The sequence below is a fragment of the Streptomyces sp. NPDC058145 genome (genome assembly GCF_042884245.1).
GTDB lineage: Bacteria > Actinomycetota > Actinomycetes > Streptomycetales > Streptomycetaceae > Streptomyces.
The window spans coordinates 114990-135029 of record NZ_JBHVUH010000006.1 but is presented as its reverse complement, the minus strand read 5'-3'; the positions used below and the strand labels follow the sequence as shown (position 1 = coordinate 135029).

General features: G+C 70.5%; 22 protein-coding genes. 6 read left to right on the top strand and 16 right to left on the bottom strand.

Annotated features, from left to right (window positions below; all coding sequences use genetic code 11):
• Positions 1-4: 4 nt before the first annotated feature.
• From ACFVVO_RS15335 to ACFVVO_RS15325, 3 genes are all read right to left on the bottom strand, one after another.
• Entirely contained in the window at positions 5-400 is a 396-nt protein-coding gene (locus ACFVVO_RS15335) for a hypothetical protein (protein WP_390055091.1), read from the bottom strand.
• A gap of 126 nt (positions 401-526) precedes the next feature.
• Positions 527-1264, bottom strand: coding sequence for a ribonuclease PH (rph, locus tag ACFVVO_RS15330; protein WP_390055089.1), 738 nt, complete (start codon positions 1262-1264; stop codon positions 527-529).
• A 77-nt stretch (positions 1265-1341) separates the two neighbouring features.
• Entirely contained in the window at positions 1342-1575 is a 234-nt protein-coding gene (locus tag ACFVVO_RS15325) for a glucose PTS transporter subunit EIIB (RefSeq protein WP_390055088.1), read from the bottom strand.
• 221 nt (positions 1576-1796) lie between these two features.
• Here ACFVVO_RS15325 and ACFVVO_RS15320 point away from each other — a divergent pair, with 221 nt between their 5' ends.
• Both ACFVVO_RS15320 and ACFVVO_RS15315 read left to right on the top strand, forming a co-directional pair.
• On the top strand, positions 1797-3095 hold the full coding sequence (locus tag ACFVVO_RS15320; RefSeq protein ID WP_390055087.1) for a PTS transporter subunit EIIC: 1299 nt from the start codon (positions 1797-1799) through the stop codon (positions 3093-3095).
• A 170-nt stretch (positions 3096-3265) separates the two neighbouring features.
• Complete coding sequence (locus ACFVVO_RS15315) at positions 3266-4531, top strand: PTS transporter subunit EIIC (RefSeq protein ID WP_390055086.1); 1266 nt, start codon at positions 3266-3268, stop codon at positions 4529-4531.
• Between the two features lie 68 nt (positions 4532-4599).
• Here ACFVVO_RS15315 and ACFVVO_RS15310 read toward each other — a convergent pair whose 3' ends face one another.
• Positions 4600-5352, bottom strand: a complete 753-nt coding sequence (locus ACFVVO_RS15310) for an MBL fold metallo-hydrolase (RefSeq protein WP_390055085.1) — start codon at positions 5350-5352, stop codon at positions 4600-4602.
• A gap of 240 nt (positions 5353-5592) precedes the next feature.
• On the opposite strand from ACFVVO_RS15310, the gene ACFVVO_RS15305 reads away from it, so the two are divergent.
• Entirely contained in the window at positions 5593-6051 is a 459-nt protein-coding gene (locus ACFVVO_RS15305; RefSeq protein WP_390055083.1) for a type II toxin-antitoxin system PemK/MazF family toxin, read from the top strand.
• A gap of 4 nt (positions 6052-6055) precedes the next feature.
• On the opposite strand, the gene ACFVVO_RS15300 is transcribed toward ACFVVO_RS15305, so the two are convergent.
• The 8 genes from ACFVVO_RS15300 to clpS form a co-directional block, all read right to left on the bottom strand.
• The gene (locus ACFVVO_RS15300; RefSeq protein WP_390055082.1) at positions 6056-6526 is read right to left on the bottom strand and encodes a hypothetical protein; all 471 of its coding nucleotides are present in this window, start codon (positions 6524-6526) and stop codon (positions 6056-6058) included.
• Between the two features lie 301 nt (positions 6527-6827).
• Positions 6828-7778 carry a PLP-dependent cysteine synthase family protein gene (locus tag ACFVVO_RS15295; protein WP_390055080.1) on the bottom strand — a complete coding sequence of 317 codons (951 nt, stop codon included), beginning with the start codon at positions 7776-7778 and terminating at the stop codon, positions 6828-6830.
• A gap of 6 nt (positions 7779-7784) precedes the next feature.
• Positions 7785-8117 carry a MoaD/ThiS family protein gene (locus ACFVVO_RS15290; protein WP_390055078.1) on the bottom strand — a complete coding sequence of 111 codons (333 nt, stop codon included), beginning with the start codon at positions 8115-8117 and terminating at the stop codon, positions 7785-7787.
• Positions 8118-8232: 115 nt separating this feature from the next.
• Positions 8233-8328: a putative leader peptide gene (locus ACFVVO_RS15285; RefSeq protein WP_351665262.1), complete on the bottom strand. Its 96-nt coding sequence runs from the start codon at positions 8326-8328 to the stop codon at positions 8233-8235.
• A 133-nt stretch (positions 8329-8461) separates the two neighbouring features.
• Complete coding sequence (locus ACFVVO_RS15280) at positions 8462-8884, bottom strand: Mov34/MPN/PAD-1 family protein (protein WP_390055076.1); 423 nt, start codon at positions 8882-8884, stop codon at positions 8462-8464.
• Between the two features lie 123 nt (positions 8885-9007).
• Positions 9008-10426: an amino acid permease gene (locus tag ACFVVO_RS15275; RefSeq protein WP_390055075.1), complete on the bottom strand. Its 1419-nt coding sequence runs from the start codon at positions 10424-10426 to the stop codon at positions 9008-9010.
• Between the two features lie 341 nt (positions 10427-10767).
• Positions 10768-11373 carry a DUF2017 domain-containing protein gene (locus tag ACFVVO_RS15270; protein WP_390055074.1) on the bottom strand — a complete coding sequence of 202 codons (606 nt, stop codon included), beginning with the start codon at positions 11371-11373 and terminating at the stop codon, positions 10768-10770.
• Between the two features lie 11 nt (positions 11374-11384).
• Complete coding sequence (clpS, locus tag ACFVVO_RS15265) at positions 11385-11702, bottom strand: ATP-dependent Clp protease adapter ClpS (protein WP_390055072.1); 318 nt, start codon at positions 11700-11702, stop codon at positions 11385-11387.
• 138 nt (positions 11703-11840) lie between these two features.
• Here clpS and ACFVVO_RS15260 point away from each other — a divergent pair, with 138 nt between their 5' ends.
• The gene (locus tag ACFVVO_RS15260; protein ID WP_390055070.1) at positions 11841-13187 is read left to right on the top strand and encodes a nicotinate phosphoribosyltransferase; all 1347 of its coding nucleotides are present in this window, start codon (positions 11841-11843) and stop codon (positions 13185-13187) included.
• Positions 13188-13288: 101 nt separating this feature from the next.
• On the top strand, positions 13289-13882 hold the full coding sequence (locus ACFVVO_RS15255; RefSeq protein ID WP_390055069.1) for an isochorismatase family protein: 594 nt from the start codon (positions 13289-13291) through the stop codon (positions 13880-13882).
• Positions 13883-13965: 83 nt separating this feature from the next.
• Here ACFVVO_RS15255 and ACFVVO_RS15250 read toward each other — a convergent pair whose 3' ends face one another.
• Both ACFVVO_RS15250 and ACFVVO_RS15245 read right to left on the bottom strand, forming a co-directional pair.
• A complete protein-coding gene (locus ACFVVO_RS15250) occupies positions 13966-14304 on the bottom strand; it encodes a hypothetical protein (protein WP_390055067.1) in 339 nt (112 codons plus the stop codon).
• Positions 14305-14425: 121 nt separating this feature from the next.
• Positions 14426-16780, bottom strand: coding sequence for an immune inhibitor A domain-containing protein (locus tag ACFVVO_RS15245; RefSeq protein WP_390055066.1), 2355 nt, complete (start codon positions 16778-16780; stop codon positions 14426-14428).
• 368 nt (positions 16781-17148) lie between these two features.
• Between ACFVVO_RS15245 and ACFVVO_RS15240 the strand changes: the two genes are divergently transcribed.
• Positions 17149-17385: a hypothetical protein gene (locus tag ACFVVO_RS15240; protein WP_390055064.1), complete on the top strand. Its 237-nt coding sequence runs from the start codon at positions 17149-17151 to the stop codon at positions 17383-17385.
• Between the two features lie 72 nt (positions 17386-17457).
• On the opposite strand, the gene ACFVVO_RS15235 is transcribed toward ACFVVO_RS15240, so the two are convergent.
• Both ACFVVO_RS15235 and ACFVVO_RS15230 read right to left on the bottom strand, forming a co-directional pair.
• Entirely contained in the window at positions 17458-18225 is a 768-nt protein-coding gene (locus tag ACFVVO_RS15235) for an RDD family protein (protein WP_390055063.1), read from the bottom strand.
• Positions 18226-18305: 80 nt separating this feature from the next.
• On the bottom strand, positions 18306-19910 hold the full coding sequence (locus ACFVVO_RS15230) for an RDD family protein (RefSeq protein WP_390055061.1): 1605 nt from the start codon (positions 19908-19910) through the stop codon (positions 18306-18308).
• Between the last annotated feature and the right edge of the window lie 130 nt (positions 19911-20040).

The window sequence follows — 20040 nt, the reverse complement described above, 5'->3', positions numbered from 1 at the left end:
GCGTCTACGAGGTGCAGACCTTGGTCAGTTCGCCCGCGGCGTCCGTGACGGGGCTGACGTCGGGGGTCCGGTCGCCGTTCCTGATGGCGGCGCGGACGTTGTCGACGGCCTTGGAGAGGTCGTCGACGGCCTTGTTGACGTCGGCGTCGTCTGTCTTGTCGCCGATCTTGTCCAGGTTCTTCTCGATGGAGTCGAGGGAGGCGTCGGCCTGGGTGGGGTCGTCGCCGGCGTTCTCCACGGCCTGCTGGAGGTCGGTGACGCTGTCGGCGATGGAGTCGGCGGTCTGTACGCAGTCCAGGGCCTTGTTCACGGCGTCGCAGCCGGTGGTGAGGCCGGCGGTGAGCGCGGCGGTCGCTAGGGCGACGGCGGTGAACCGGCTTCGGCGTCGGCTGGCGGCCATGGTGATGTGTCCCTCCCCTGGTACGGCTGGCCGGGCGCACGGCGGTGGGCCGCGCGCCCGTACCCATACGGACGTCGGGAAGGATGCGGGGGTTGCCCCCGCGGACCGGCTTTTTTGGCGGTCCCTTTACTGTGCGAGGGTGGCCGCCAGGGCCGCCCGCTGGGCCACCGCGAGCTGGTCGCAGCCGGCCACGGCGAGGTCGAGCAGGGCGTTGAGTTCCTCGCGGGCGAAGGGCTCGGCCTCGGCGGTGCCCTGGACCTCGACGAAGCGGCCGTCGCCGGTGCAGACGACGTTCATGTCGGTCTCGGCGCGCACGTCCTCCTCGTAGCGGAGGTCGAGGAGGGGCACCCCGCCGACGATGCCGACGGAGACGGCGCTGACGGTTCCGGTGAGCGGCTGCCGGCCGGCCTTGATCAGCTTGCGGCCCTGGGCCCAGGCGACGGCGTCGGCCAGGGCGACGTAGGCGCCGGTGATGGCGGCGGTGCGGGTGCCGCCGTCGGCCTGGAGGACGTCGCAGTCGAGGACGATGGTGTTCTCGCCGAGCGCCTTGTAGTCGATGACGGCGCGCAGGGAGCGGCCGATGAGCCGGGAGATCTCGTGGGTGCGGCCGCCGATCCTGCCCTTGACGGACTCGCGGTCGCCGCGGGTGTTGGTGGCGCGGGGCAGCATGGCGTACTCCGCGGTGACCCAGCCCTCGCCGCTGCCCTTGCGCCAGCGCGGGACTCCTTCGGTGACCGAGGCGGTGCAGAAGACCTTGGTGTCGCCGAAGGAGACGAGGACGGAGCCCTCGGCGTGCTTGCTCCAGCCGCGTTCGATGGTGACCGGGCGGAGCTGTTCAGGGGTGCGGCCGTCGATTCGAGACATGCGGACGAGCCTATCCGTACGCGCGGAAGGGGCCCCTCCCGCGTCGGGAAGTGCCCCTTCCAGGTGAACCGGGAGGCTCACATCATGTCTTCGATCTCCGCGGCGATCGGGTCGGCGTCGGTGCCGATGACGACCTGGATGGCGGTGCCCATCTTGACGACGCCGTGGGCGCCGGCGGCCTTCAGGGCGGTGTCGTCGACGAGCGAGGGGTCGGTGACCTCGGTGCGGAGCCGGGTGATGCAGCCCTCGATCTCCTCGATGTTCTCGATGCCGCCGAGGCCGGCGACGATCTTCTCAGCCTTGCTGGCCATGTTGCTTCTCCCTGATCCGAACCGCTTTGTCGCAGTAACCCACAGTTGGCCCATCTTCGCGAGCGGCCGTGCGGTACGTGCCCAATGATGGCGATCACCACAGCGGAACCGTCCGGCGACTGGTCTACACCACCGGCGGGACAGTAGCCAAACCGGCTTGCGCGCCGAGGGGTTCGGCCGCCGGGCCGGGGTTCGGGTCGAGGGGTTCAGGGAGGACGACGATGAGCGCCGACAGCGCCGACAGCACGGCCGGCCCCGCGCGCGTCCGGCTGCACCGGCTGTACCAGGGCCTGCAGAAGATGGGCCGCAGTCTGCAACTGCCGATCGCGGTGCTGCCGGCCGCGGGCATCCTGATCGGGCTGGCCCAGCCGGGCGTGGTCGGCGAGGGGGGCCTCGGCTGGACCGCGGTCGCCAAGGTGATGCTGGGCGCGGGCGGCGCGCTGCTCGACGGCTCGCTGGGGCTGCCGCTGCTGTTCTGCGTGGGCGTGGCGATCGGCATGGCCAAGAAGGCCGACGGCTCCACGGCGCTCGCGGCGGTGGCGGGCTTCCTCGTCTACTACGGCGTGCTGCACGAGTTCCCGGAGGACTGCCCGGCCGGCTCGAAGGCGATCGAGCACATCGGCTGCCAGGTCACGGACGGGTCGGTGACGGCCTTCACCTTCCAGAACCCGGGCGTCTTCGGCGGCATCGTGATGGGCCTGCTGACCGCCTTCTTGTGGGCCCGCTTCCACCGCACCCGGCTGGTGGACTGGCTGGGCTTCTTCAACGGCCGCCGGCTGGTGCCGATCATCATGTCGTTCGTCGCCATCGTCTTCGCGGGCCTGTGCCTGTGGGTCTGGCCGCCGATCGGCAGCGGCCTGGAGAGCTTCGGCCACTGGCTGCGCGAGGCCGGGCCGTGGGGCGCGGGGCTGTTCGGCGTCGCCAACCGGGCGCTGCTGGTGATCGGGCTGCACCAGTTCCTGAACGTGCCCCTGTGGTTCCAGTTCGGCAGCTACACCAAACCGGACGGCACGGTGGTGCACGGCGACATCAACATGTTCCTGTCGGGCGATCCGAACGCGGGGCAGTTCACCTCGGGGTTCTTCCCGATCATGATGTTCGCGCTGCCGGCGGCCGCGCTGGCCATCACGCACTGCGCGCGGCCGGAGCGGCGCAAGGAGGTCGGCGGGCTGATGCTGTCGGTGGCGCTGACGTCGTTCGTGACGGGCATCACCGAGCCGATCGAGTACTCCTTCCTCTTCATCGCGCCCGCGCTGTACGCGATCCACGCGGTGCTGACGGGGGTCTCGATGGCGGTGACGTGGGCGCTCGGCGTGCACGACGGCTTCGCCTTCTCGGCCGGCCTGATCGACTACGTCATCAACTGGCACCTGGCGACGAAGCCGTGGCTCATCATCCCGATCGGGTTGTGCTTCGCGGCGGTCTACTACGTGGTCTTCCGCTTCGCGATCACCAGGTTCGACCTGAGGACACCGGGGCGGGAGCCGGCGGAGGAGGTGGAGGACGTCACCAAGGCATAGACGCCTTCGAGGGGCACGGCGAGTAGCGCGACGGTAACGGGAATCGCGGGTTCCTTACACCGCCTTCATCGTGCTACAACAGGTCTACACCACTGAGTGGTGTAGACCAGAGACGCCGCCGTCCTCCCTCCCCCACGCACGGGCGGCGCCATGCCCACATGGAGGAAGTTGTGACCACGGCCAGCGCCGCTCCCGCGGTTGAGAAGAAGAAGGGCGCCGGCGCGATGGCTGTGCTGCAGCGCATCGGCCGCAGCCTCATGCTGCCGGTGGCGGTCCTGCCGGCCGCCGCCCTCCTGGTGCGCCTCGGCAACACCGACATGCTGGGACGCCCGTCGTACCCCACGTTCCTGACGAAGATAGCGGGCTTCATGGCCGCCGGCGGGAACGCGATCCTCGACAACATGGCGCTGCTGTTCGCCGTGGGCATCGCCATCGGCTTCGCCAAGAAGTCGGACGGCTCCACGGCGCTCGCGGCGGTCGTCGGCTACCTGGTCTTCAAGAACGTACTGGGCACGTTCACCGACAAGAACCTGCCGAAGGTGGCGACCGCCGTCGACGGCAAGGTCGTCATGGTGGACGCGCCGGTGGACGCCAAGGTCCTCGGCGGTGTGGTGATGGGCATCGTGGTCGCCCTGCTCTACCAGCGCTTCCACCGCACCAAGCTGCCCGACTGGGCGGGCTTCTTCGGTGGCCGGCGCCTGGTCCCGATCCTGTCGGCCTTCGCCGGTCTGATCCTCGGCATCGTGTTCGGCTACATCTGGCCGGTCCTGGGCACGGGTCTGCACAACTTCGGTGAGTGGCTCGTGGGATCGGGCGCGGTCGGCGCCGGCATCTTCGGTGTGGCCAACCGCGCGCTGATCCCGATCGGCATGCACCACCTGCTCAACTCGTTCCCCTGGTTCCAGGCCGGCGACTACCACGGCAAGAGCGGCGACATCGCCCGATTCCTGGCCGGCGACCCGTCCGCCGGACAGTTCATGACCGGCTTCTTCCCGATCATGATGTTCGGCCTCCCGGCGGCCTGCCTGGCCATCGTGCACTGCGCCCGTCCGGAGCGCCGCAAGGTCGTCGGCGGCATGATGTTCTCGATCGCGCTGACCTCGTTCGTGACCGGTGTGACCGAGCCGATCGAGTTCACCTTCATGTTCATCGCGCCGGTCCTGTACGCCATCCACGCGGTCCTCACCGGCGTCTCGCTGGCGCTGACCTGGGCGCTGGGCATGAAGGACGGGTTCGGGTTCTCGGCGGGCGTGGTCGACTTCGGCCTGAACCTGGGCATCGCGACCAACCCCTGGGGGCTGGTCCTGGTCGGCCTGTGCTTCGCGGTCGTCTACTACGTGGTCTTCCGCTTCGCGATCATCAAGTTCAACCTGCCGACGCCGGGCCGTGAGTCCGACGAGGAACTGGCGGAGCTGCAGAAGGCGGAGGCCAAGTAGCCTCCCCGGCATGACGAAGGCCCCCGGAGTCGCTCGGCTCCGGGGGCCTCTTCGTGTGTAGCGCGGCGTCAGATCTCGTACGTCGTCCCCGGCGCCGCCAGGTCCACCCGGCCGGTGAAGGCCTCGCGGGCGTGGGCCGCGTTGAGCTGGGGGTCGGTCCAGGGCGGGATGTGGGTGAGGACCAGGTGGCGGGCGTTCGCGCGGGCCGCCGTCTCGCCGGCCTCACGGCCGTTGAGGTGCAGGTTCGGGATGTCTTCCTTGCCGTACGTGAACGCGGCCTCGCACAGGAACAGGTCCGCGTCCCGGGCCAGCTCGTCCAGCGTCCCGGTGACGCCCGTGTCGCCGGAGTACGTCAGCACCTTCCCGCCGTGCTCGATCCGGATCCCGTACGCCTCCACGGGGTGCCGCACCCGCTCGGTGTGCACGGTGAACGGGCCGATCTCGAACGTGGACGGCTTGACCGTGTGGAAGTCGAAGACCTCGCTCATGGAGGAGGCGGAGGGGGTGTCGGCGTAGGCCGTGGTCAGGCGGTGCTCGGTGCCCTCGGGTCCGTAGACCGGTATCGGGGCGCAACGGCCGCCGTCGAAGCGGTAGTAGCGCGCGACGAAGTAGGCGCACATGTCGATGCAGTGGTCGACGTGCAGATGGCTCAGGAAGATCGCGTCGAGGTCGTAGAGACCGCAGTGGCGCTGCAGCTCGCCGAGGGCGCCGTTGCCCATGTCGAGAAGCAGCCGGAAGCCGTCGGCCTCGACGAGGTAGCTCGAGCAGGCCGATTCCGCGGATGGGAACGACCCCGAGCAGCCGACGACGGTGAGCTTCATGAAGCAGAAACCTCCGTTGGCAGAAAGGCGGCGGGCGGGGAGCCGGCACAACGGGCCGGGGCATGGCAAAGGGGGGTCGTGCGGTCCGTCGAGCGTAAGGCGCAAAAGGGCGGGTCGCTCCTCCGCCAGGGGCCGTTGTGGGCGAACTCACCTGTGCTGTCACCGGTTCGGCTGGACCAGGAGCGCACAAGAACAGAGGAGGGCGCGCAATGCCGGGCGCGCGCCGGTAACGTCGTCCCCATGGACACGTCCTGGTGGCTGGCGCTCGTGGCGGTGGTACTGCTCGCGCTGGTCGCCACGCTCGTCGACGGCTGGGGGCGGGGCCGGCGGCCCGGCGGGCGCAGGCTGCGGCCGCCCGGACGCCCCGGGGCCCGGGACCGGGCCCTGACGCGCCCGCATCCCGGGGACATCTGGTGGGCGAACGTGCCCTACGAGGACCGGGCGGAGGCCAAGGACCGCCCCTGCCTGGTGCTGGCCGTGCGCGGCAACCGGGCCACGGTCGCGAAGATCACCAGCAAGTACCACGACGAGCGTGCCGGGGTGATCCCGCTGCCGCCCGGCGCGGTCGGCGACGCGCACGGGCGGCCCAGCTTCCTGCAGACCGACGAACTGCGGGAGGTGCCGGTGGGAGACTTCCGGCGCCGGGTGGGCGTGGTCGACCCGGTCCTGTGGGACCAGGTGCGGCACCTCGCGGGCTGAGCGGCTACTGGCGGACCGTCACCGTGACCGTCCACTCCTGGATGCCCTTGCAGGAGACCTGGCCGGAGGCGGTGGGCTCGGGGCACATCGGCCGGGAGGACGTCAGCCTGGTGGTGCCGGCGGCCACCGCACGGTAGGCGGCGGTGGCGTCGCCCGGCTGGATGACGAAGCCCGAGTTGATCGCCTCCAGGGCGGTGCCGCTCGCCGCGACCGGCTTCCAGGGGCGGTCCTTGGTGCCGTCGAGGGTGAGCCGCAGCTCGCCGCCCTTGGTCAGGCAGACGGTGTGTCCGTCGTCGGCGGCGGTCAGCTCGGCGTGGGAGACGCACGCGCCGGAGGACGGTGAGCCGCTCGCCGACGGTGACACCTTGCCGCTGCCGCCCCCGGTGTCGTCCCCGCCGTCCCCGCCGCTCTGCGAGCCGCAGCCCGCGAGGAGCAGCGCGGCTGCCGCGAGGGCGAGGGTCGTCGTTCGACGCATGGGGTCCGCCTTTCGTCCGTGGCCGGCCGTCCGGCCGCTGGTACGGATGTGACGTACCACCGGCGCGGACGGATCCCGCATACGGAGGGCGGAATTCCCCGCAAGGCACGCAAGGCGGAGAGGTCCCTGGGGCCTGTCGTCAAATTCCCGTCGTCGCCCGAAGGGCGGCCCTGCGGCGTCTGGTGCGTGCTCTCGGCGTGCCGGGCGGAAGTCCTCGTACTGGACGTACTCGGGCTTTCGCCCGGTGCGGCGAGAGCACGTGCCAGGCGTCGCGGGGCAGACGGGAATTCGACGACAGGCCCTAGGCCCAGAGCTGGCCGTGCAGGGTCTCGATGGCCTCTTCGGTGGTGGCGGCGGTGTAGACGCCGGTGGAGAGGTACTTCCAGCCGCCGTCGGCCACGACGAAGACGATGTCGGCGCTCTCGCCGGCCTTGACGGCCTTCCTGCCGACGCCGATCGCCGCGTGCAGGGCGGCGCCGGTGGAGACGCCCGCGAAGATGCCCTCCTGCTGCAGGAGTTCACGGGTGCGGGTGACCGCGTCGGCGGAGCCGACCGAGAAGCGGGTGGTGAGGACGGAGGCGTCGTACAGCTCGGGGACGAAGCCCTCGTCGAGGTTGCGCAGGCCGTACACCAGGTCGTCGTAGCGCGGTTCGGCGGCGACGATCTTCACGTCCGGCTTGTGCTCGCGCAGGTAGCGGCCGACGCCCATGAGGGTGCCGGTGGTGCCGAGGCCCGCGACGAAGTGGGTGACGGAGGGCAGGTCGGCGAGGATCTCCGGGCCGGTCGTGGCGTAGTGGGCGCCCGCGTTGTCCGGGTTGCCGTACTGGTAGAGCATCACCCAGTCGGGGTGCTCGGCGGAGAGTTCCTTGGCGACGCGCACGGCGGTGTTGGAGCCGCCCGCGGCCGGGGAGGAGATGATCTCGGCGCCCCACATGCCGAGCAGGTCACGGCGCTCCTGCGAGGTGTTCTCCGGCATCACGCACACCATGCGGTAGCCCTTGAGCTTGGCGGCCATGGCGAGGGAGATGCCGGTGTTGCCGGAGGTGGGCTCGAGGATGGTGCAGCCCGGGGTCAGCCGGCCGTCCTTCTCCGCCTGCTCGACCATGTGCAGGGCCGGGCGGTCCTTGACCGAGCCGGTCGGGTTGCGGTCCTCCAGCTTGGCCCAGATGCGGACGTCGTCGGACGGCGAGAGCCGCGGCAGGCGCACCAGAGGGGTGTTGCCCACCGCGTCCAGCGGGGAGTCGTAGCGCATGGGGGATCAGGCCGTTCCCGCCCGCCGCCCGGCCGCCACCCCAGCCGGACGCGGCTTCGCCGCGGCAGAACCTCCTGCCACGGCCGGCAGGATCGTCACGCTGTCGCCGTCGGCCAGCTTGGTGGAGATGCCGTCGAGGAAGCGCACGTCCTCGTCGTTCAGGTAGACGTTCACGAACCGGCGAAGCTGCTCGCCGTCCACGATGCGGGCCTGGATGCCCGGGTGCCGGGACTCGATGTCGGCGAAGAGCTCGGTGAGGGTGTCCCCGGTGCCCTCCACGGCCTTCTGGCCGTCGGTGTACGTGCGGAGGATGGTCGGGATGCGGACCTCGATGGCCATGGCGTCAGGGCTCCTGTCGGAATGAGTCAGGTCGGTGGGCGCGACAGCGCGGGCGTCTCGTGTACGCGGGGTGGGGCGCCGTCGGCTCACGGCCGGACGGCGGCAGGGGGTTGCCTCAACAGATGGCGCTGGCCAGCCTGCACAGGTCGACGTGCAGCCGCGCCACGAGCAGCATGCCCGGCGTCTTGTCGCTCACGTCTCGGATAACCATGAGGTCATCGTATCGATTCCCGCCCCCGCACTCGGAGTGTCGTCCCACACTTCGGATGGTCGTCAGCCACTGGCTGAGACCTCCGAGATCAGCGGCCTGCCGGTGCGCCTGCCGGTGCCTGCCGGCACGCCCGTCAGTACGCCTGCACGACCTTGACCTCCTCCTCCGTGACCTCGCCGTCGAGGATGCGGAAGGAGCGGAACTGGAACTCGCCGAGGCCGTCGGTGTCGGCGGTGGAGACGAGGACGTAGTGGGCGCCGGGTTCGTTGGCGTAGCCGATGTCGGTGCGGGAGGGGTAGGCCTCGGTCGCGGTATGGGAGTGGTAGATGATCACCGGCTCCTCGTCGCGGTCGTCCATCTCGCGGTAGAGCTTGAGCAGGTCCTGGGAGTCGAACTCGTAGAAGGTGGGCGAGCGGGCCGCGTTCAGCATCGGGATGAAACGCTCGGGGCGGCCGGCATCCACCGGGCCCGCGACGACGCCGCACGCCTCGTCGGGGTGGTCCTCGCGCGCGTGGGCGACGATCTGGTCGTACAGGGCCTGGGTGATGGTCAGCATGGGGGTCAGGATAAGCGGAGGGGCCGCCCCGTACCGAGGTGTGGTACGGGGCGGCCCACATGCTGGACGTCCTGAGCGGTGGCCGGCGGCCGGACGTCCTGGGGGAAGGTTTTTCCGCGGTGGTCAGCCGACCTTCTCGAACGCCTGCTCGTCGCGGTCCGTGATCTGCGGGGCGCGGGACTTCATGACCATCCAGCCGATGCCGAGCGCGACCGCCCAGCCCGCCATCACGTACAGGCAGACGCGGGAGTCGGCGTCGTACGCGATCAGGCCGGTGACGAAGAGCAGGAACACGATGGCGATGTACGAGCACACCGCGCCGCCCGGCGCCGGGAAGGAGGAGGCGGGCAGCCGGCCCGCGTCGACCGCGCGGCGGTAGAGGACGTGGCTGACCAGGATCATCAGCCAGGTCCAGATGCCGGCCGCGGTGGCGACGGAGGTGACGTAGCCGAAGGCCTTCTCCGGGACCACGTAGTTCAGGACCACGCCGATGCCCATGAACAGCATCGAGACGGTGATGCCGAGCGCGGGGGTCTTGGTGGCCGACAGCTTCGCGAAGGCGCGCGGGGCCTCGCCGTTGTCGGCCAGGGTGCGCAGCATGCGGCCGGTGGAGTACATGCCCGAGTTGCAGGAGGACAGGGCCGCGGTGAGGACCACGAAGTTGACGATGCCGGCGCCGGCCGGGATGCCGATGACCGCGAACGCCTTCACGAAGGGACTGACGCCCTCGGCGAACTCGGTCCACTTGACCACGCACAGGATGACGGTGAGGGCACCGACGTAGAACAGGGCGATGCGCCACGGCAGGGTGTTGATCGCCTTCGGGAGGGTCTTCTCCGGGTTCTCGGACTCGCCCGCGGTGACGCCGACCAGCTCGACGGCGAGGTAGGCGAACATCACGCCCTGCAGGGTCATCAGCGAGGAGCCGACGCCCTTCGGGAAGAAGCCGTCGAACTGCCAGAGGTTCGCCACGTGCGCGGTGTCACCGGCGGCGCTGAAGCCGAAGGTGAGCACGCCAAGGCCGATCACGATCATGCCGATCAGGGCGGTGACCTTGACCATGGAGAACCAGAACTCGATCTCGCCGAACAGCTTGACCGAGATCAGGTTGGCCACGAACAGGACCACGAGGAAGACCAGGGCCGTGACCCACTGCGGGACGCCCGGGAACCAGTAGTTGACGTAGATGGCGGCGGCCGTCAGCTCGGCCATGCCGGTGACCACCCACATCAGCCAGTACGTCCAGCCGGTGAAGTAGCCGAAGAACGGGCCGAGGAACTCGCGGGAGTACTCGGCGAAGGAGCCGGAGACGGGGCGGTAGAGCAGCAGTTCGCCCAGGGCCCGCATGATGAAGAAGATGATCACGCCGGCGAGGGCGTACATGAGGATGAGGCTGGGACCGGCCTTGGCGATGTTCGCCCCGGCTCCCAGGAACAGGCCGACGCCGATGGCGCCGCCAATGGCGATCATCTGGACCTGACGGCTGCCGAGCCCGCGCTCGTACCCCTCTTCGGGGGTTTCTGTGACCCTCTCGGAGGCCATGTGTGGTGCGCCTTTCTCCATGCCGACCCAGGCCTTTCGTCGGCCTCGGATCGGGTTTCGATCCCCCCGGATTGATGGAGCTGGGCGGGGCTTCGGGAGCCCGCCCGTGCCTGGCCGGCGGTTGCCGGCTCGGTGGCGCACCCGGCCGGACATGGGTGGTGTCGGCCGGGCGGTCGTGAAGATTTATCACGGCCGCAATATTGAGCGCAGGGGGCGGTTGTGACGCACCACACAGGGAGAAGCGGACAAAGAACGCTCGAACGCGTGAAAACCGGCCGCAGTGGTGACGCGATCGTTATCCGGATTTGAGTGTCCTTTGAGCGAACACCAAATCGGGATGATCAGGGCATCAAGGTCGTCACGAGAGTTTCCTGGAGCCCGCCCAGCCACAGATAGGCCATCACCATCGGCTTGCGCGGGTCGTCGTCCGGCAGCCGGTAGAGCAGCTCGGTGTCGTCCTCGTCGGCGATCTCCAGCCGGGCGCCGATGGCCAGGCGGAGGTCGTTGAGGACGCCGAGCCACCAGCGCGACTCCTCCGGGGACAGCTTGAGGACCGCCCCGCCCGCGTCCGACGCGTTCAGCGCGTCCAGGGTGCGGATCACCGCGAGCGCGTTCTCCCGCTTGCCGGCGCGCAGGTCGTTCTCGGTGTAGCGGCGGAACTCGGCGGAGTGCGCCTGCCGCTCGTCCGCCTCGGCCGGCGAGGCGGGTGCCCGCTCGGGGTCGCTGTAGGCGTCGGGGAAGAGCCGTCTGAGGACCGGGTCGGCGGGCGGCTCGCTCGGTCCGTCGGCGAACAGCTCGGCCAGCGGGTCGGCGGCGGCGTCCTCGGCGGGGCCGGGTCCGATGAGCTCCAGGAGCTGCACGGCCAGCGACCGGATGATGGAGATCTCGACGTCGTCGAGTGCGACGGCCGCGCCGCCACCGGGAATCGGTTCGAAGGTTCCGGGCATGGAGGGGATCGCTACTTCCGGTCCTGCTGGAGGGTGGCCCACAGTCCGTAGCCGTGCATCGCCTGCACGTCGCGTTCCATCTCCTCGCGGGTACCGCTGGAGACGACCGCCCGGCCCTTGTGGTGGACATCGAGCATGAGCTTGTTGGCCTTGTCCTTCGGGTAGCCGAAGTAGGTCTGGAAGACGTAGGTCACATAGCTCATGAGGTTGACCGGGTCGTTGTGCACGATCGTGACCCAGGGGACGTCGGGCTCGGGTACGGCGAAGACCTCCTCCGCCGACTCGGTGCGTTCGATCTCTACGGGCGCGGGTGACGTCACACAGCCCATGCTGCCACGTGCGACAGTATTCGTCACACTGACGAAATGGGGGTAGCATCATCGTCATGCTGCACACACCGGGGCCGATCCCCGGACCCCCGGCCGGGCCTGGGGTAGCCGGGCAGTCACGAGCTGACGGAGGTAGTGGTGGACGTGGCGGACATTGGGCTGCCGGTGGACGTTCCCTCGACGGCGCTCTTCACGGACCAGTACGAGCTGACGATGCTGCAGGCCGCCCTGAAGGGCGGTACGGCCGAGCGGCGCAGCGTGTTCGAGGTCTTCACCCGGCGGCTGCCCCACGGGCGCCGTTACGGCGTGGTGGCGGGCACCGGGCGGGTGCTGGACGCGGTCGAGAACTTCCGCTTCGACGAGGGCGTCCTCGCCTTCCTGCGGGAACGCGCGATCGTCGACGAGGAGACCCTGAAGTGGCTCGCCGGCTACCGCTTCAGCGGTGACGTCTGGGGCTACCCGGAGGGCGAGGTGTACTTCCCGGGCTCGCCGATCCTGCGGGTCGAGGGCTCCTTCGCCGAGTGCGTGCTGCTGGAGACCGTGATCCTGTCCATCCTCAACCACGACTCGGCGATCGCGGCCGCCGCGTCCCGGATGGCCTCCGCCGCCGCCGGCCGGCCGCTGATCGAGATGGGCGCCCGCCGCACCCACGAGCTGGCCGCCGTGGCCGCCTCCCGGGCCGCGTACGTCGGCGGCTTCGCGACCACCTCCGACCTCGCGGCCGGTTTCCGGTACGGCATCCCGACCGTCGGCACCTCCGCGCACGCCTTCACCCTGCTGCACGACCGGGAGCGGGACGCCTTCCAGGCCCAGGTGGAGTCCCTCGGCCGGGGCACCACGCTCCTGGTGGACACCTACGACGTCGCCGAGGCCGTCCGTACGGCGGTGGAGGTGGCCGGTCCCGAGCTGGGCGCGGTGCGCATCGACTCCGGGGACCTGCTGCTGGTCGCGCACCGGGTGCGGCAGCAGCTAGACGAGCTGGGCGCGACCGACACGAAGATCGTCGTGACCTCCGACCTGGACGAGTACGCCATCGCCTCGCTCGCGGCGGCGCCCGTGGACGCGTACGGCGTCGGCACCCAGCTGGTGACCGGCTCCGGTCACCCGACCTGCTCGATGGTCTACAAGCTGGTCGCGCGGGCCGATTCCGCCGACCCGGCGGCGCCGATGGTGCCGGTGGCGAAGAAGTCCACCGGAGGCAAGGTCTCCGTCGGCGGCCGCAAGTGGGCGGCGCGCCGGCTGGACCGGGACGGCATCGCGGAGGCCGAGGTCCTGGGCACCGGGCCGGTCCCCGACGAGCTGGCCGGACAACAGCTTCTGGTGCGGCTGATCGAGGACGGCGAGGTCGTCGCGCGCGAGCCGCTGGACGTGCCCCGCGACCGGCACATCGCGGCGCGCGCCGCCCTGCCGCTGTCCGCGACGCAGCTCTCCCGGGGCGAGCCCGTCCTCCCGACGGAGTACGCGCAGGGTCTCTCGGGTAGCTAAAGCAGGACGGCCCCCGCTCCCCCGCCCGTCGACCCCCTCCCGCGGGGACCGCGAAGTCTCCAGGCTCGATCACTCAACCGGACAGTCGAAGGACACCCACCATGCGCCGCGCCTTGATCGTCGTAGACGTGCAGAACGACTTCTGCGAGGGAGGCAGCCTGGCGGTGGCCGGCGGCGCCGACGTGGCCGCCGCCGTCACCGAGCTGATCGGGCAGGCGGGGGGCACCGGGTACCGCCATGTGGTGGCCACCCGCGACCACCACATCGCGCCCGGCGGTCACTTCGCCGACGACCCCGACTTCGTCCACTCCTGGCCCGCGCACTGCGTCGCGGGCACCGAGGGGGTCGGCTTCCACCCGAACTTCGCACCGGCCGTCGCCTCCGGGGCGGTGGACGCGGTGTTCGACAAGGGCGCGTACTCGGCGGCCTACAGCGGCTTCGAGGGCGCCGACGAGAACGGCGTCCCGCTGGCCGAGTGGCTGCGCGCCCGGCACATCGACGAGGTGGACGTGGTCGGCATAGCCACCGACCACTGCGTACGGGCCACCGCGCTGGACGCGGCCCGGGAGGGTTTCCGCACGCAGATCCTCCTGGACCTGACCGCGGGCGTCGCCCCGGAGACGACGGAGCGGGCCCTGGAGGAGCTGCGCGAGGCCGGGGTGGAGCTCACCGGCAAGCCGATGGTCGGCGGCTAGGGTCTTCCGTCCGGATCAGGCCGGGCTCGATCCGGACGACAGGCCCCAGGTCGCTCCGCCCGTCCGCTGTCCGTCCGGGGTGCTCAGCCGCGCTGGGCCACGGCCGGTCCGCGCAGCAGGGCGCGGATGGGATGCCACAGCTCGGTCACCGTGACACCGTTGTCCGGTGCCGTGCGCCATATCAGGCCGTCGGGATGGTGCAGCACCGCCGTGATCTCGTCCGGGGTCGGCGGGGCGGCGTTGCCCCGCAGGTAGATCGCGCGCAGGCCCAGGTTGCGGAGCCTGGTCAGGGCTCGTGCGCGGTTCTGGGCGTGCACCAGGACGCGTACCCCGGCGGAGCCGCCGGCCGGGCTGGGGCTGGGCAGGTTGAGTGCCACCACCACCGTGCCGTTCGGTAGTTTGCTGAAGCCTCCTGCGGCCATGCGGTCACATCCCCGTTTCGGTCGGTGTCAATAAGCGAGCCACAGGACGCACCTAAACACGATCGGCGGCGACCCGCCAGGGGGTCACCGCCGATACGCTTCTGACCTGCGGATATATCCGCTACTTCACCGCCGGGCCGACCTCGAGCTCGATCGTCGAGCCACCGTGGCCCTGCTTGACGATCTTGATCTTGGTGTTGGTGTCAGTGATCTTGACACCACCGGTCGGGTTCGACGCGTCGTAGTAGGTGCTGGTGTGGTCGTTGAAGACCGGCACACCCTTCTGCGACTTGATCTTGAGCGCCTTGTCCGCCTTGTGCAGCGTGATGCCGTCCGTGGCGTCCAGGCCGAACGGCGAGTCGTAGGCCTGGATCCGGTTGCGCAGCAGCGTGCCGTCGGACCACTTGAGCGCCTTGTAGTGCGCGTCCACGGGCAGGATCAGACCGGTGCCCGGGTGGCCGTTGACATTGGTGTTGTTGTCCGCCTGGGAGGTGTCCCACTTCCAGATCAGCAGGCCGTTCTGGTACGGGTAGTGCTCCACCCAGTCCGGGCGCGACGAGAAGCCGAAGTTGTACGGGCCGACCTTGAGGGTCTTGTCGTACGACACGTACTGGCGGTTCTCGGCGAGGTAGTACTGCTTGTAGTCCTTGGTGAAGGACGCGCCGACACGGGAGAAGCCGTTGGCGGTCCAAGCGGCGTCCGCGGACTCGGCGTTGTCGGAGAACACCGGCGTGCCGTCGGCGGTCACCGTGATCTCGTCGGCCGTGAAGCCCTTCAGGGCCACGCCGCCGTCGGTCTGGTAGCGGAAGCGCAGCTGCACCTTCTGGCCGGCGTAGGCGTCCAGCGAGTACGACAGCTTCTTGTAGCTGTCGACCGAGCCGGTCAGGGCAGGCTTGCCGGAGGCGTCACGCGGGATGGCCTGGCCGTCCACCGTGCCGTCGATGGCGGTCCAGTTGGAGCCACCGTCGGTCGACACCTCGGTGTAGAGGTAGTCGTACTCGGACTCGATGTCGTACCAGCCGTCGAGCGTGAGGGCGGCCGACGTCTTGCCCGTGAGGTCCACGGAGCGGGTCAGCGTGTTCTTGAGGTCGTCGCCGCTGCCGCTCCACCACTGGGTGGCGCCCTCGGCCGGGGTGACGATCTCGGTCTTCACGGCCTTGTTCGGCAGCGAGACGACCAGCGCCTGGCGGTACTTGGTGTTGTACTCGGCGACGCCCAGCTTGTGCCAGGACTTGACGCCCGCCTTGGCGGTGTCGTAGTTCAGCCAGCCCAGCTGCAGCTTGTCCCAGGCGTTCATGTCGCCCGGCATGTCGCCGATGGACTCCTTGCCGGTGCCCAGCCAGGAACCGGAGGACATCAGCGTCCAGAAGCCGGTGGAGTTGTCGCCGCCGGCGGTGTCGTACTCGTCCGGCAGACCGAGGTCGTGGCCGTACTCGTGGGCGAAGACACCGAGGCCACCGTTCTCCGGCTGGATGGTGTAGTCGCCGACCCAGACACCGGTGTCGCCGACCTGCGTGCCACCGAGCTTGTTGTCGCTGGGGCCGGTGGCGCCGGCGTCGGTGCCGAAGGCGTACCAGCGGTGCGCCCAGATGGCGTCCGTGCCCTGGGCGCCGCCGCCCGCGGACTCGTCCTCACCGGCGTGCACGAGCTGGAAGTGGTCGACGTAGCCGTCGGGCTCGTTGAAGTTGCCGTCGCCGTCGTGGTCGTAGCGGTCCCACTGGTCGTACTTGGCCAGGTCCGCCCTGATGTCGGCGTCGGACTTGCCGGCCTTCTTCTGGTCGGCGACCCAGGCGGTGAGGCCGTCGCGGACGACGTTCCACACGCTGGAGCAGTTGGTCTGGCCGCAGGCGTTGTTGCCGTAACGGGCCTCGTTGTAGGGGACCTTGACCCAGTCCGAGACCTCGCCGTCGACCGAGTAGCGGCCCGAGGACTGCTTCTCGTAGTACTTCTTCAGCGACTCCGACTTCGAGCCGGTGCCGAAGTAGAGGTCCTGGAAGTGCTTCTGGTTGTAGTCCTGCTGCCAGGCCGTCGAGTTGTCCTTCTTGCGGTCCGGCTTGGCGATCGCGTTGTGCAGCGGACCGGCCGTGCCGCCGTACTTGGGGTCCGTCTGGTCGCCGAACTGCACCAGGATGGTGAAGATCTTGTCGGTCTTCTCCCGGCTCAGCTCGACGTACTTGCTGTCGCCCTTCTTGCTCTTGAGCTGGACGACCTTCGAGCCGTTGCGGTCCTTGGCCTTCGCCTTGCCCGCTATGAGCTGGTTCAGGGCCTCCTGACGCTGGGCGCGCTGCGTCTTGCTCAGCGGGCCGTCGAGGTCGTGGGCCTTCTGCTTCACCGGGGCCGGGTCATGCCGGTTCGCGGCTGCCGACGGGGCCTGGGTGCTCGCCTCGGCGACCGCGAAGGTCGCGTAGGTGGCGGAGGCCGTCGCGAGCGCCACACCTATGGCGGCGGCTCTGAACGTCCAGGGTCTGCTGGTCACTTGAGTTCCTCCCCCGCGCCGCGCACACGGACAGGGGGTTCCCATTTGATGGAGAGTTCCGTGCGCGCACGTTCAACGCGTGTATCAAGTGACGTCATTTGACTAGAGGTTTAGAAGAAAATACAGACCTTGACTTGAGCAGGACAAGTGCACTATGCGGAGTCGAGGTCCGCTTTACGAACGCCCGAGGGTGTCGTTCGACGGCGCGTGGGACCGTCCGCTTCCCGGACCCCATGACTCCGTGCGCCCCCTGTGCACCGGTACCGTGGGTTAGGTCATGCTTACCGGGCGCGCTGCTCGGGCATGCACCGCGAAGAGAGTCGAACGGCACCCCGAATCCCCCGAGATGTTCCGAGGACACGATTGCCATGCCTCGTCCGACCGCCGCACAGCTCGCCTACGGTTCGTGCACCGTGATCCTGTCGACACTCGCCATGCTGTTGCTGTCGCAGGCGAGTTCGGGCCTCGCGATCGCCTTCATCGCCCTGGCCGCGCTCGCCCTCGGGCTGCTCGTCGCGATGACGGTGCCCCTGCCCAGGGCGCGCACCGTCGTGAGGTCCGCCGAGCCCGCGCGGGAGAGCGAGCGGGTCCCGACCACGCTCTGAACGGCGCACACGTGAGCGGCGGGCCCGTGGCATCCACGGACCCGCCGCCGGCGTACGAGCACCCCGCGCGCCTCAGCGGGTGTCGACCTCCACCGTCTTGGCGGCCTTGTCGTGCAGGCCCTGCTTGTACGGCTTGTCGAAGTAGCTCCAGCCGCCGCAGATCACCGTCCAGACGCAGGCGCAGCAGAAGGCGAACGGCAGCCACAGCACCAGGGCGCGGATCAGCGAGGTCTGCGTCGAGGGGGTGGCACCGTCGTTCAGGTTGGCCACCCGCATCTTGAGCCACTTCTTGCCGAGGGTCTGCCCCGACTTGGCGATCATGATCGTGTCGTAGGCGACGTAGAGGACGGCGGCGACGAAGGACTGCCAGAGGGACCGGCCGACCTCCATCCGGTTCCCGTTCACGTCGTACTGGTGCACCCCCAGGGGCCAGGTGACCAGCCAGACGACGATGCCCACGAGGATCATGTCGATGATGCGGGCGAGGGTGCGCCTGCCGCTGTCCGCGAGCGGGGGCATGCCGGCGAGGGGGTCTGCGGGGCCGCCGTACGGGCCGCCGCCGTAGGGGCCGCCGGCGCCGTAGGGCCCGCCCCCGTAGGGGCCGCCGCCACCGGGGGGTTCACCGCCGCCGTAGGGGGGCGGCTGCTGTCCTCCCCAGGGTGGCGGGGGCTGCCCGCCCTCGCCGGGGGGCGGCTGTCCGCCGCCGGGCGGTGGGGGCTGGCGGTCGCCGTACGGACTGTCGTACGGCGAGCCCGCCCCCTGGTCCGACGGGGGCCGCTTCCTGAACGGGTCGTCCTCGGGGGGCTCCGCGCCGGAGCCGGGGGGCGGTTCACTGCTCATGTGCCCGAGTGGACCGCGAACGCACCGGCTCCGCATCCGGCGGGCGGCCGTACGGGTTACGGGGGCCTCGCCGGTCCGCGTCAGTCCGCGACGAAGGTGTGGGCCGCCTTGTCGTGCCAGCACTGGCGCCAGGGCCGGTCGAACAGACACCACAGCACACCGAGCAGGCCGATACCGAGCAGACCGGGAACGCTGTAGACCAGCCAGCGGCGCAGGGCCGCGCCGAACCCCGGCGGCTCGTGCCCCTCGATGTCCCGGACCTCGATCCCGCACAGCTTCTTGCCGAGCGTGCGGCCCCACTTGGCGGTGGGCAGCACCTCGTAGAGCACGCCGAAGACCAGCAGGACGCCCAGGACGATGCCGAGCGCGGTGCCGGTCGTGCCGTCGATCAGCCAGACGGTGACGGTGCGGCCGGACAGCTTGGCCTCGTCGATCTTGTCCTGGATGTGCTCGACCGCCTGGGTGCCGAGCGGGACGGCGGCGGCCGCGGTGACGGCGCCGAGGACCAGGTTGTCGATCAGACGGGCGGCGAACCGCTTGCCGAGGCCGGCCGGGCGGGCCTCGGACTGCCGGCGGGCCACCGCCTGGAACGGGTCCTCGACCGGCGGCTTCCACGGTGCCACGGGCTGCTCGTCCGCTCCCCCGGCCAGCCGGTGCACCTGCTGCGCCCAGGAGGCCTGGCCGCCACCGGGCCCGGCGGTCAGCGGGGTGCCGGAGCCGCCGGGCTGCCGGGCTGCCGACTGCTGCGGCACGGCCTGCTGGGGTACGGCCTGCTGGGGTACGGCCTGCTGGGGTACGGCCTGCTGGGGTACGGCCTGCTGGGGTGCGGCCTGCTGGGGTACGGACTGCTGGGGTACGGCAGAGGCCGCGGCTGCCGGGGCCTGGGGCGCCTGCGGGGTCTGTGCGCCCGCCGCACGCGCGGCGGCGGCCTTCCCGGCACCGAAGCCGGGGCCCGAGGCCGGGCCCTGCGCATCCGCGCCACCGGACCCACCGGCACCTCCCGGCCCCGCCTGCGGCGCCACGGCCGGCCCCTGGATACCGAAGCTCCCGGAGGCAGCACCGGAGGCGTGGCCACCGGGGCCCATGACAGCCGGGCCGAAACCAGGCGTGCCGGAGGTGCCGGTGACACCGCCCGCGTCCGGGCCGGAGGCCGCCGGCCCGCCGGGCTGCCGGCCCTGGCCCGGGTTCCGCTCCTGGGCCGGGTTCTGCCCCTGTCCCGGAACCTGGCGGAACGTCATGGTGCCGGAGTCCCGGACGGCCGCGGGACCCGGGACCGGACGGCGGAAGATGAAGGTCCCGCTGGGGTCGGGCTCGTCCTCGGCCGGCGGGATCGACGCCGTGCCGTCGGTACGGGCGGCGTGCCCGGCCGGCTGGGACGGGGTGTCCGCGGGGACCCTCGGATCGGCGCCCCAGGCGGACGCCTGCCGCTGGTCGGGCCGCTCTCCGGCGGGCCCCGGCTGCGGGTCCTCGTCGAAGAAGTGCGGGCCCGTCTCCTCCACGGCCGGGACCGCCGGGTGGAACCCGGGCGGCGGGTTGAGCGGTTCGCCGTCCCGCGGCGCCGGCCGGCTGGTGCCCGGCACCCAGGAGGCGCCGTTCCAGTACCGGACGTAGCCGGGGATGGACGGGTCCGGGTAGTAGCCCTCGCGGGGCCTGTCGTCACCGGGGGCCGGGGTTGGGGCGCTCATGTCCGTCGTCCCGTATCTGCTCGGGGGTGGTAAGGGGCTCCACATCTATCAGACCGGGGCATGCCGTACCTCCAGTCCCGCCGTACCCACCCCTTTCCGGGCAACGCCGTCCACGGATCCCGCACCCCGA